The sequence below is a fragment of the Neobacillus sp. K501 genome, assembly GCF_053749995.1.
This window is the reverse complement of sequence record NZ_JBSLYA010000001.1, coordinates 118,360-130,860: the sequence shown is the minus strand read 5'-3', so window position 1 is coordinate 130,860 and position 12,501 is coordinate 118,360. Positions and strand designations below refer to the sequence as shown.

12 protein-coding genes and 1 riboswitch are annotated in these 12,501 nt (G+C 37.6%); of the genes, 9 read left to right on the top strand and 3 right to left on the bottom strand.

Features of this window, described 5'->3' with window-relative positions:
- Positions 1-451: 451 nt before the first annotated feature.
- Positions 452-2,518, bottom strand: coding sequence for a peptidoglycan D,D-transpeptidase FtsI family protein (locus tag ACWM35_RS00635; protein WP_454814477.1), 2,067 nt, complete (start codon positions 2,516-2,518; stop codon positions 452-454).
- Between the two features lie 233 nt (positions 2,519-2,751).
- On the opposite strand from ACWM35_RS00635, the gene ACWM35_RS00630 reads away from it, so the two are divergent.
- The 8 genes from ACWM35_RS00630 (at position 2,752) to ACWM35_RS00595 (ending at position 10,811) form a co-directional block, all read left to right on the top strand.
- Positions 2,752-3,276 (top strand): hypothetical protein, encoded by a 525-nt coding sequence (locus ACWM35_RS00630; RefSeq protein WP_454814475.1) that lies wholly within the window; start codon positions 2,752-2,754, stop codon positions 3,274-3,276.
- Positions 3,277-3,322: 46 nt separating this feature from the next.
- Positions 3,323-4,855, top strand: coding sequence for a carboxypeptidase M32 (locus ACWM35_RS00625; protein ID WP_454814473.1), 1,533 nt, complete (start codon positions 3,323-3,325; stop codon positions 4,853-4,855).
- A 277-nt stretch (positions 4,856-5,132) separates the two neighbouring features.
- Complete coding sequence (locus ACWM35_RS00620; protein WP_454814471.1) at positions 5,133-5,921, top strand: TerC family protein; 789 nt, start codon at positions 5,133-5,135, stop codon at positions 5,919-5,921.
- Between the two features lie 93 nt (positions 5,922-6,014).
- Complete coding sequence (locus tag ACWM35_RS00615; RefSeq protein WP_454814469.1) at positions 6,015-7,319, top strand: hemolysin family protein; 1,305 nt, start codon at positions 6,015-6,017, stop codon at positions 7,317-7,319.
- A 143-nt stretch (positions 7,320-7,462) separates the two neighbouring features.
- Positions 7,463-7,768 (top strand): iron-sulfur cluster assembly accessory protein, encoded by a 306-nt coding sequence (locus ACWM35_RS00610; protein ID WP_454814467.1) that lies wholly within the window; start codon positions 7,463-7,465, stop codon positions 7,766-7,768.
- Positions 7,769-7,882: 114 nt separating this feature from the next.
- Positions 7,883-9,598, top strand: a complete 1,716-nt coding sequence (locus ACWM35_RS00605) for an ABC transporter ATP-binding protein (protein ID WP_454814466.1) — start codon at positions 7,883-7,885, stop codon at positions 9,596-9,598.
- A gap of 139 nt (positions 9,599-9,737) precedes the next feature.
- Entirely contained in the window at positions 9,738-10,487 is a 750-nt protein-coding gene (locus ACWM35_RS00600; RefSeq protein WP_454814464.1) for a Cof-type HAD-IIB family hydrolase, read from the top strand.
- A gap of 123 nt (positions 10,488-10,610) precedes the next feature.
- A complete protein-coding gene (locus ACWM35_RS00595) occupies positions 10,611-10,811 on the top strand; it encodes a cold-shock protein (RefSeq protein ID WP_454814462.1) in 201 nt (66 codons plus the stop codon).
- A gap of 147 nt (positions 10,812-10,958) precedes the next feature.
- On the opposite strand, the gene ACWM35_RS00590 is transcribed toward ACWM35_RS00595, so the two are convergent.
- Complete coding sequence (locus ACWM35_RS00590) at positions 10,959-11,153, bottom strand: YwbE family protein (RefSeq protein ID WP_454814460.1); 195 nt, start codon at positions 11,151-11,153, stop codon at positions 10,959-10,961.
- Positions 11,153-11,347: a hypothetical protein gene (locus ACWM35_RS00585; protein WP_454814459.1), complete on the bottom strand. Its 195-nt coding sequence runs from the start codon at positions 11,345-11,347 to the stop codon at positions 11,153-11,155. Before ACWM35_RS00585 ends, ACWM35_RS00590 begins: the two co-directional genes overlap by 1 nt.
- A 170-nt stretch (positions 11,348-11,517) precedes the next feature.
- Positions 11,518-11,664, top strand: a riboswitch (FMN riboswitch).
- A 139-nt stretch (positions 11,665-11,803) separates the two neighbouring features.
- Between ACWM35_RS00585 and ribE the strand changes: the two genes are divergently transcribed.
- Positions 11,804-12,463, top strand: a complete 660-nt coding sequence (gene ribE / locus ACWM35_RS00580; protein ID WP_454814457.1) for a riboflavin synthase — start codon at positions 11,804-11,806, stop codon at positions 12,461-12,463.
- Positions 12,464-12,501 lie beyond the last annotated feature (38 nt).

The following is a 12,501-nucleotide window of genomic DNA, read 5'->3' as shown; positions in this document are numbered from 1 at the left end:
CATTAGGAAATTTGTACAAAAAAATGGCCCAGCTATTTTTAGCTGGGCCATTTTTAGCAATATATGTTAAAAGGGGGCGGAGGATTGGTTCACTAACTGAACCTAAACCTATTTTAACGAAAAAGTATGAACAAAATATGAATGAATAATTAATAGTTATGTAATTTAGGTGGGTGAGAAGGGGAATGAAAGATTACCATTGCTGTGCAACATGCAAGTATTTTATAGCGGAGAAAAAAACAAACAGAATGATTTACTTTTGCAAGCGATTGGGATATGAAACAAAAACAAATTATAAGTTTAACTGTTGGACGCCAAAAGAGAGAATTCTGTCACTGATGGAAAAGGATCAACGATGACGATGCTTCTGTTGTTGGTATATGAAAAAATAAGGCAAATAAAAAAATGAATGGAAACGTCCGGAACTGTAATCCCGGACGATTTTTGTTGGTCAATTACTCTTCATTTGAAAAAATGTATCCATTACTCTTTTTCCAATTCTAAAATTTGCCCCGTTATCTGTTTTTCCTTGGTATGCCCACGGAACGATAACAGACATCGCTACTTCAGGATTTGAGCTTGGGGCATAGGTGACTAAGCTTAAATTAATGACAGGAGGTGGTTCCTTCCCAAATTTCCAGCGTTCTGGTCCATCATAAAACGCTTCTGCAGTCCCAGTTTTTCCTGCAGGGGAGTAAGCTGCACCAGCAAAACTCTTAAAGGCTGTACCACCGGGTTCCTGATAAACTTTTTTAAACCCCAATTGAACTCGTTCCATCCAGTCAGGTTCAGCATCAATAGTATTTAGTATAGTTGGTTTCGTTTCTTGAAACACGGGACCGATTTCTCCATTATTTACTGAGGTATCGCGAATTTCTCTGACTATATGTGCCTTCATCCGGTTGCCGCCATTAGCAATTGTAGATATATATTGTGCTAGCTGCATCGGAGAGTAGGTGTCATATTGACCAATAACAAGGTCCATAATATGTCCTGGGAGTTTGCTTGAACCTTTTAAACCAACTGATTCATTCGGAAGGTCAATTCCAGTTCTCGATCCGAGGCCAAAGCTAGCAAACGAATTCCTGATAATTTCGGAAGTATTTGGTGCAAGACTTAATGGCTGATCGTATTGGTAGTTACCTTTTCCAATTCGAATGGCTGTATGGAACATATAAACGTTTGATGATAATTTTAATGCTTGGACATCATCTAGAGTACCCAAATAGGCATATGATTTTTTGATCGGAGTGTCTTTAATTTTTATCCCTTGATCATTTATTCTAGTTCGGGGCTTTATTACTCCTGTTTTAAAACCGGTTAAAATAGTAGCACCTTTTACAGCTGAACCGACATTATAAGTAGTCGTGATCGTACCTAGTGCATCATCCTGCATTTCTGCCTTTCCGGTTTCACTATTCTTAACGATTCTCTTTCCGGCCATTGCTAAAACTTCGCCATTGTTAGGATCCATTAAAACAACATAAGCACGGTCTAATAAATTCGCACCTGCTGTTTTTTTCAAGGCCCATAGCTCTTCCTCGATAATTTTCTCTACAGCAATTTGTAAATCCATATCAATGGTTAGGACAAGATCTTTGCCTGGTTTACCATTGGAGACAACTTCGGTCTCAATGACATTACCTGCTTTATCCGTTACGGTTTTTACTTTTGCTTTGTGACCATGAAGTACGTCCTCATATTGCATTTCCAATTGGCTTTTTCCAACACGGTCATTCCGGCTGTAGCCTAAAGATAAAAAATGATCAAGCCTTTCAGCCGGTAGTCCTTCCTCGGTTTTTGTTACGTTGCCTAAGATGGATTTGAGTGTTTTATCAAAGGCGTAGGATCGTTCCCAATCGGTCGTTGTATCTACACCAGGCAAGGATTGGAGATGTTCACTGACAATCGCAAATTCTTCGTCCGTCACATCTTCGTTCTTAACAATTTGCGGTGTGAACTTGTAGCCACTCGTAAACTCTCGATAAATGGCAAGGATTTCTAGCTCTTCTGGTGTCAATTTACTTAACTCTTCCTCTGTTATACGGTCAAGCTTCAGTTTATATAAATCATTGTCCTTTAATTTCTTGGCTTTAAATAAAGCTTTTTCTTTATCGGTTATTTTGTTTTCTGCAAGTTGGGGGTTCTTTAATATCCAAAAATCTTTCTTATCTCTAACCGTCACTTTATCGGCCTTTTTTTCAATCAAATGGGCCAATCTCTCCGCCGTTTCGAGCATTTCTTTCTGACTTGCTCCCAAATTGGTATAGGTAATAGCACGCTTTGAAAAATTATCGACAATAACCTTGTAGTCACGGTCAAGCATTTTTCCTCTTGGGACAGGATTGTTGATGGTAATATCTTCTTTCCGTTCCAGTTCCCGTTTGAAATTTTCACCATATACAATTTGTACAAAGCCAAGTCTTAAAATCAGGATGGAAAATAATACGAAAACGCTAAAAAATAAAAGATTTAATCGTACCGGGAAATGAGACTTTTTCTTCTTCTTTTTCTCCAAACCGTTTCACATCCTAAATACCCATAGTATGTACCGTTAGTATATCCAATTTAAAATTGGTAATTATTAATTATTTTTAGGTTAACTTCGCAAAAATGTAAAGGATTTCCTGCTAATGATAATAATGTTAGACTGTTTTTCTGTTTGTAACCTTTATGTAAATTTTCCCTAAAAAGAGAATGTTAATATATTACCTAGGTAGGATATTACTTTCTATGGGAAGGTGTGCCATCTTGAATAAGTTAAAGAATTCTAAGCATATCATCTATTTTTTTGGGGCTTATTTCCTATTGATGATTTCCTTAATCTTTTTTGCGGTCTCCTATGATGGAGCGGGAAAAGCGAGTAATCGTTCTAATGAGGTGACTTCTACTTTTAACAAGGAAATGAAGCTGTATGAGGATAGGCAAGTCCAAAAAGAATTTGCGAGCGCTGACACAAAGGATAGGTGGAAACCATCGAATCCATTTATCATTTCAGCTCTTACCTTGGCATCTGTTTTAGATGTAGTCATTATTTTAATTTGGGCGAAAAAAAGAAATAAAGGTACTTCTCAAAAATATACCGGAAAAAGGTTGACGGACCATAAATGGTTTTGGAATCTTATTGCCATGGGAATTGTTCAACCTGAACAAGGGAAAATGGTTCTAAAGTGGAGAAATATGCTTCTTTTCATCATATTAATGGCAGCCTTGAAATATTTCATTTCAAGAAAACTAGATTGCAGAGAATCCGCCTTACAACAGCTTGGTATATAACAGATATTCGATAATATATTGGGAGAAAGAGGAGGTTTGTTTAAAGATGGAACATAAAGTGGTAGACAAAATATTACAAACTACATTGGAGCAATTTAATGCATTAGATGAAAAAATTACTCATTTTTCAAGTGTAATCGGATTAGCAGATTGGGATGCCAAGGTAATGGCGCCTAAAAAAGGAAGAAACAATTTTGCGAAGGCGATCGGAACATTGAGAACGGAACTTTTTAAATTGACTATCTCTCAGGAAATGGGAGAACTGCTGGCAGTTTTGACCTCATCCGAACACTTAGAATCACTAGATGAAATAACAAAAGCAAAGGTTAGGGAGTATAGGGATTTATATGAAAAATCAAAGAGTATTCCTGCTGATCTATTTCAACAATACGCCATATTGACAGGGCAGGCCAATGATGCCTGGGAAGAGTCAAGAGAAAAAAATGATTTTGCTTTATATCTTCCTTACCTAGAAAAGATTGTTGCCTTTAAACGAAAGTTTGCAGAAATTTATGGCTATGAGGATCATCCTTATGACGCCTTGTTAGATGAGTTCGAGCCCGGGTTAACAGTAAAAACACTTGATCCATTATTTGCAAAGCTTAGAGAATCGAGTGTCAACCTGCTTACGCGTATTCAAAAATCAGGTAAACCAACACCTGATCACATTTTCAATCAATCCTATAATATCGAACAACAAAAAGCCTTTAATCGTTATATTCTGCCAATCATCGGGTTTGACATGGAAGCAGGAAGGCTGGACGAAACGGTACATCCATTCGCTCAAACCGTTAATATCGGTGATGTGCGATTGACGACCCGTTATTTAGCAGAAAATGTTCGTTCCGCCATCTTTGGTACGATTCATGAAGCTGGCCATGGTATTTATGAGCAGCAGGTGAATCCTGGATATGAGGATACGGTTCTTCAGAGCGGTTCTTCCTTTGGTATTCATGAATCCCAATCGAGATTTTTAGAAAATATGGTTGGACGAAGCAAGGAATTTTGGCAATATTTTTATCCAAATCTACAAGCGCATTTTCCGAAGCAGCTTGGGACTGTAACGGTTGATGACTTCTATCGAGCGATTAATACAGTCAAACCATCCTTTATTCGTGTAGAAGCAGATGAACTTACGTATAACCTTCATATCATGCTTCGATATGAAATTGAAAAATCGTTAATTGCAGGTGAGATTGAGGTTAAAGACCTTCCATCTATTTGGAATCAAAAAATGAAGGATTATCTCGGCATTACGCCTAGCACTGATACAGAAGGGGTACTTCAAGATGTTCATTGGTCTTTTGGCGGGATCGGTTATTTCCCATCCTATTCACTAGGAAATCTGTATGCAGCCCAAATTCTTCACTCCATTCAGAAGGATCTTCCTGACTTCTATCACCATATTGAAAATGGACGGTTCTCAGTCATCCAAGAATGGTTAAAAGAAAACATTCATTATCATGGCAAGCTTTACGCACCCAATGATTTAATCGTCAAGGTAACAGGTGAACCATTAAATGCCGATTATCTCGTTGAATATTTTGAGAAAAAATACTCTGAAATTTATGGACTTTAAAATTAATGATTGACAGTAACATTTAACCTAGTATATATTGATATTAATAAAATATTTCCTTTTTAAAGGGGAGTAGCTGGACAATAAAGTCGTCATTCCGAGAATGTAAATTCTCCGGCTTTATTGGCAACGTGATGTTGTTAGCAAGACCTTTACTGCATAAACGGTAAAGGTCTTTTTGTGTTTTTAAAGGCCTTTACCGCAATGGGTAAAGGCCTTTTTATTTGCAGCAAAGGAATATTTTACTACACTACACACTACTGAGGAGGATTTATTAATGGACTTAACACTTTTGCTGGAATATGGATGGGTGCTAATTGTTTTAGTGGCACTAGAAGGTTTGTTAGCGGCTGATAATGCCCTGGTACTTGCGATTATGGTAAAGCATCTCCCTGAAGAAGAACGAAAAAAGGCCTTATTTTACGGATTGGCCGGTGCCTTCGTTTTCCGTTTCGTTTCACTATTCGCTATCTCATTCCTTGTAGACGTATGGCAAGTTCAAGCGATTGGCGCACTTTATTTATTGTTTATGGCGATTAATCATATCTTTAGAAAAGTGTTTATTAAGAAAGAGGAAGAAAAGAAGGATGACAAGCCCGTTAAGAAAAGTGGATTTTGGGCTACTGTTTTTAAGGTGGAATTGGCTGATATTGCCTTTGCGGTGGATTCAATCCTAGCTGCAGTTGCACTTGCAGTAGTTCTACCAGATACTCCACTCCCAAATATTGGCGGACTTGATGGCGGAAAGTTTTTAGTGATCTTTGCCGGAGGTATCATCGGATTGATCATTATGCGTTTTGCTGCCAACTTATTTGTTAAACTTCTTGAAAGAAAACCTGGGCTTGAAATCGCTGCCTTTATGATTGTAGGCTGGGTTGGGGTAAAATTAGCTGTTTATACCCTATCACATCCATCATTAGCGATTCTAAGTGAAGATTTTGCCCATTCTACAGGATGGAAAGTTACCTTTTATCTGGTATTAGTTGGAATTGCAGTTGTTGGCTGGTTCTTTTCCAAAGATAAACATCAAGAAACAGGCAAAATAGAATCATCAAATTTATCATAATTTACACTATCAGAAGGAAAACTGAAAGTAAAAAAAGAAAAGGCAGCAGTATTTAACATTAAGTCTGCTGCCTTAAATTAAAGAGGTATTACATTGATAATCATTAATCTACTTCTTGTCGCACTTTTAATTGCATTAACAGCTTTTTTTGTGGCAACAGAATTTGCCATCGTAAAAGTAAGAGGTTCTAGAATCGATCAATTGATAGCAGAAGGTAAAAAAGGGGCAAAAGCAGCAAAACATGTAACAGGTCATCTAGATGAATATTTGTCTGCCTGTCAGCTTGGGATTACGGTAACTGCTTTAGGGCTAGGCTGGCTAGGGGAGCCGACCGTAGAGGCAATCCTCTATCCTGTGTTTGTAGAGCTGGAGTTAAATGCATCTGTATCGCATATATTATCCTTTGGTATTGCCTTTGCATCCGTCACCTTTTTGCATGTCGTTATTGGAGAATTGGCGCCAAAAACCGTGGCGATTCAGAAAGCAGAAGCGATTACACTTCGGTTTTCAAAACCTATTATTTGGTTTTATAAGATCATGTACCCTTTTATTTGGGTCCTAAATGGCTCTGCACGATTGCTAACAGGCTTGTTTGGTTTAAAACCTGCTTCTGAGCAAGAGTTAGCCCTATCTGAAGAGGAATTAAGGATTCTTCTTTCAGAAAGTTATAAAAGCGGAGAAATCAATCAGAATGAATTAAAATACGTAAATAATATTTTTGAATTTGATGAAAGAATTGCAAAGGAGATCATGGTTCCGAGGGTTGAAATGGTTACTGTCGATATTAATGACAGTCTTGAAGTTGTTCGAGATGTGATTAAAAAAGAAAAATATACACGCTATCCAGTTGTTGCCGATGGTGATAAGGACAATATTTTAGGATTGATTAACATTAAGGAAATTTTGACAGCTGAAATTTCTAAGGAAGAATTTTTAAAAAATTCTTCCTTAGATACGATTTTAAAGCCTGTCATTCGCGTTATCGAAACGATTCCTATCCATGATTTATTGGTTAGAATGCAAAAAGATCGCTCACATATGGCAATCCTGCTAGATGAATACGGCGGAACATCGGGACTGGTAACGGTTGAAGATATCCTTGAAGAAATTGTTGGAGAAATACGTGACGAATATGATATGGATGAAGTAGCCGAGATTCGGAAACAAAATACGGATCATTATTTATTCAACGGTAAAGTTCTAGTGAATGAAGTCAACGATATTCTTGGTACGAATTTATCAGATGAGGAGATGGATACCATCGGTGGATGGTTTCTCACTCGAAATTTTGATGCCAAGAAGGGTGATGAAATTATCGAAGAAGGCTTTACTTTTAAAATAAAAGAAATCACAGGACACCATATCATATTAATTGAAGTAAAAAAGATAAAAGATTAAAGTAGCTCCCTCCTACTTTTTCCAATGGAGGGACTTTTTTGTATCCAGACATTTTGAATGGCATCACAGGAGTAAAAAATTTGTCTATTTCAGTCTGGAAATGGGATAATGGTAATAAGTACATAAGAATAGGAGAGACAAGCATGAAGGTCAAAATTAATCGTCACGCAGCAAAAGCCCTGAAAAAAATGATGGAAGGTGAAGAAGCGGAAGGAAAGTTATTCCGTATTTTCGTTACACATATGCATGGAGATCATGCACATTATGATTTAAAGCTTGATACACCAACAGCAAAAGATGAAGTTGTACAAACGGACAAGGACATTGATTTCATCCTTGAAAAAGGCGATGAATTCTTAGATGGTGTCTGGATTCAAATGTTCCATGTACCAAAAGAAGAATGGCTCATTACTAACCCTTCAAAGGGCGGGCATCACCACCATCATTAGAAAAGCTTGGATATCCAAGCTTTTTTAGTTGGAAATATTAATAAATTTCTTGAAAAGACATATCCTTTTTTCATATAATCCAATTATTGCTACTACGTTTAAAGGGGAAATGCTATGATTCGGCGCTTTTTTTCTTATTATTTACCGCATAAAAAGTTATTTATCCTTGATTTTAGCAGTGCTGTTATTGTTGCAGCATTGGAGCTTGCTTTTCCTCTTGCCGTCCAGTGGTTCATCGATGACTTACTGCCAGGAGAAAATTGGCAAGCCATAGTAACAGTTAGTTTAGCTTTGCTGATGGTTTATGTATTAAGTACTTTCCTCCAATATGTCGTGAATTACTGGGGACATAAGCTTGGGATTAATATTGAAACCGATATGAGGCAGGAATTGTTTGAGCATGTTCAAAAACAATCCTTTCGTTTTTTTGATAATACGAAAACAGGGCATATTATGAGTAGAATTACCAATGATCTCTTTGATCTTGGTGAACTTGCCCACCATGGTCCAGAAGATGTGTTCATTGCAATTATGACATTTATCGGCGCTTTTTGGATTATGCTTACGATTAACGTCAAGCTTGCCCTTGTTGCTGTTTTGATATTGCCGTTATTAATAGTCGTCGTGGTTGTCTGTAATTTAAAAATGAACAAAGCATGGAGCAAAATGTATTCGAGCATTGCAGATGTAAATGCCCGGGTCGAAGATAGTGTATCAGGAAGCAGAGTCGTGCAATCTTTTACAAATGAAGATTTCGAGATTGCTAGATTTCGAAAAAACAATCAGAAGTATCGTGGAGCAAAGCTTAGTGGATATAAAGTGATGTCTTTTAGTTTATCAGGAATCTATATGATGACCAGGTTAATCACCATACTAGTCCTAGTTTATGGTGCATGGTTAAGCTTCACTAATCAGCTTTCATATGGTGAACTTGTTGGCTTTGTTCTATATGTCAATATTTTATTTAAACCAATTGATAAAATAAGTGCCATTATGGAATTATATCCAAAGGGAATGGCAGGATTTAAACGTTTTAGTGAATTGATTGATTCTGAGCCAGACGTAAAAGATACGAAGGATGCGATCGAGGTAGCATCATTAAAGGGAAACATTGTATTTGATCATGTTAGCTTTAGCTATGAGGGAAATAAAGCCGTCCTGGACAATATTAATTTAAACATTCGTTCAGGAGAAACGGTCGCGTTTGTCGGCCCCTCTGGTGCTGGAAAAACCACGATATGTTCATTAATTCCAAGATTTTATGACGTAAATAGTGGTGCGGTGTCCATCGATGGTGTTGATATCCGTGATATGTCAAAAAAATCTTTGCGCTCGCAAATAGGGATTGTCCAGCAAGATGTTTTCCTTTTTACTGGGACAATAAAAGAAAATATTGCCTATGGGAAGCTAAATGCAACGGATGATGAGATATTTGAAGCGGCAAAACGTGCTCACCTTGAGAAATTTATTACCTCCTTGCCAGATGGGTATGAGACACAAATTGGTGAACGAGGGTTGAAGTTATCAGGAGGACAAAAACAAAGAATGGCGATTGCAAGAATGTTTTTGAAAAATCCACCGATCTTAATCTTGGATGAAGCCACCTCTGCTCTTGATACAGAAACAGAATTGGTTATCCAAGAAGCCTTAACAGAACTGGCTAAAAACAGAACAACCCTTATCATTGCTCATAGACTTGCTACGATTCGCAATGCCGATCGAATTGTGGTCGTAACCGAAGATGGGATTGCCGAAGAGGGCGGTCATGACGAACTAATAGAGCAAGATGGAATCTTTGCAAACTTACACCGCGTCCAATATCAACAATAACCGTAAAACCTCCTTTCAACTTTTGGAAGGAGGTTTTATGTTATAGAAACATTATGTAAACTGCCGTAGCGTATTTTTGATTAATATTATCCAAAGATGTTAAGCTTAGAACATTAAGCAGGAAGGGAGTAAGCTACATATGGAAAAAGTGAAAAACAATGTGGACATCAAACTGGTCGCTCTCGACATGGATGGAACCTTGCTAAACGATAAGCATGAGGTTTCAGAAGCAAATCGAAAAGCGATAAAAGAGGCTCAAGAAAAAGGAGTTTATGTCGTTCTAAGTACTGGAAGGACATTAAGAACTTGTCAAGACCATGCGGATGCTTTAGAGCTCACTTCCTATTTAGTAACCGTTAACGGCAGTGAAATTTGGGATGAAAAAAGGGAAATCGTTGAAAGGAATTTTGTTTCCACAGAGTTAATTCAATGGATGTGGGAGCTTACGAAACAACATAAGACAAAATTTTGGGCAATCAGTACGGAGAAAAATTGGTTTGATGAAATGCCAGAGGACGTAACCGGGGTTCAATGGTTAAAATTTGGTTTTAATATTGACGATGATGCTGTAAGAGAAATCATTCTAAATGAACTGCAAGCAAAAGGTGAATTTGAAGTGAGCAACTCTTCACCCACAAATATTGAAGTAAATCCAGCAGGTATTAATAAGGCAAAGGGACTGGAAATAGTCTGTAACCGCCTGGGGATTGAGATGAAAAATGTCATGGCTGTTGGTGACAGCCTCAATGATTTAGCAATGATCCAAGAAGCCGGGGTGGGGATTGCGATGGGGAATGCTCAAGAAACGGTGAAAGAAGCTGCTGATTGGGTGACTGCTTCCAATACAGAAGATGGTGTTGCCGAAGCGATTCGAAAATGGGTATTATGATAAAATAAATTCGTTTGAAGTGTATATTTTTTGGTTTAAAATTTTTGTGTACAGGAAATAATAATCAAGCAAGATAAAATTGCAATTTCATGTATAGTTACATGCTAGGAGGCTACAAAGAAAATGGAAACAGGTAAAGTAAAATGGTTTAACGGTGAAAAAGGCTTTGGATTTATCGAGCGCGAAGGTGGAGACGATGTATTCGTTCACTTCTCTGCAATTCAAGGCGAAGGTTACAAAACCTTAGATGAAGGTCAAGAAGTTACGTTTGAAATCGAAAATGGTCAACGTGGACCACAAGCGGTTAACGTTCGTAAAGCATAATCAACCTTCTAAACCAAACAGACTCCTATTTCAGGGGTCTGTTTTTTATTTGCTCATAAAAAAACCCCACGAAATTACGTGGGGAAAAAGTAATATGGTATTTCTAGTAGTAGGTGATTTTCTAAACATCATACAAGCAAATGTTTATTATTTATGTATTTCTTGAACTCTTCCAACCAGCCCATTCGTTAACCTAACTTTAATTCCATGAGGATGGAAGACTGATTTTGTTAAAATATCCTTAACAATTCCGCTTGTGCGCTTTCCTGTTCTTTGATCAGCCTTTAGGACAATATCTACCGCAATCCCGGGTAGGATGTCCTTGCGGTTTTGCCCATTCATTAAACACCCATTTTTCGACGGGAGTTACTTACTTTTTTTGTCTGTTGGCTTGTTAGCCTTTTTGTTGCTTGTGAGTTATTGGCATGAGAATTTCCACCAGCCGCTTTATTTTTCTTATTCTCTAGCTGCTGCTTCATCGCTTCCTGTAGACTCACTTTCTTTTTTGGAACTTCAGGTTGATTTTGATCGGACATAAATATACCTCCAAAGTAGTTGAATGTATTCACAGTATAATCTATTTTTTGATAAATTAACATTTTAAAATCGAATTCTTATTTTTGGATAGTAAAATAATAAGCGAAATAGTTAATATTATTTCACAATTTTGCTTGGGTACGTTATACTGTTAAATAATTAAATGATGTTATTCCTTCGGGGTCAGGTGAAATTCCTAACCGGCGGTGATGAAGCGCAGCTTCTTAGTCCGTGACCCGGTTAACCTAATGGTTAAGCGGTGGATCTGGTGAAACTCCAGGGCCGACAGTTAAAGTCTGGATGGGAGAAGGAAAAAAAGGCAGGAGTGGAAACGGGATAAGTATATCCTTTTTTACCCCTTTATTTAGTATTGCCTTTAAAATCCCCCTGAAGACGTATCGCTTCAGGGGGATTTTTTTACCCATGAATTTTACAGGGACAAGGAGAAAAATACTATGTTTACCGGAATTATCGAGGAAATTGGTACAGTGGCCAATAGTCAGCGAAGTGGAGATTCTTATGTTCTAACAATTGAAGCCAAAAAAATACTTGAGGATGTCCGCCTAGGGGACAGTATTGCGGTTAATGGTGTTTGTCTTACTGTTACTAGCTTCACACATAACCAATTTACTGTTGATGTGATGCCAGAAACGGTGAAAGCCTCGAGCCTTCGTACCGTTCAGCGAGACACAAAAGTAAATCTGGAAAGGGCAATGGCTGCAGGTGGAAGATTTGGTGGACATTTTGTTTCCGGACATATCGATGGAACTGGAGTAATTAAATCAAAAAAGGCTCTTGAAAATGCGATTTATTATGAAATTTTAACAGACCCCGAACTGTTAAAATTCATCATTAAAAGAGGTTCAATTGCCGTTGACGGAACTAGTCTAACCGTATTCGATGTAACGAATGACAGTTTCACACTATCACTTATCCCTCATACACGCTCTGAATCTATTCTTGGAAATAAGGACAAGGGTGAAATTGTTAATCTAGAATGTGACATGATTGGTAAATATGTAGGACATTTTTTGATGAGTACTTCCGGACAAACCTCTAATAAGAGTGCATCAGGTTTAACGGCCAAGTTCTTAGAAGAAAATGGCTTTTACTAAAGGTCTTACCATTATTTTTGTAGAAACGGCAAACAATA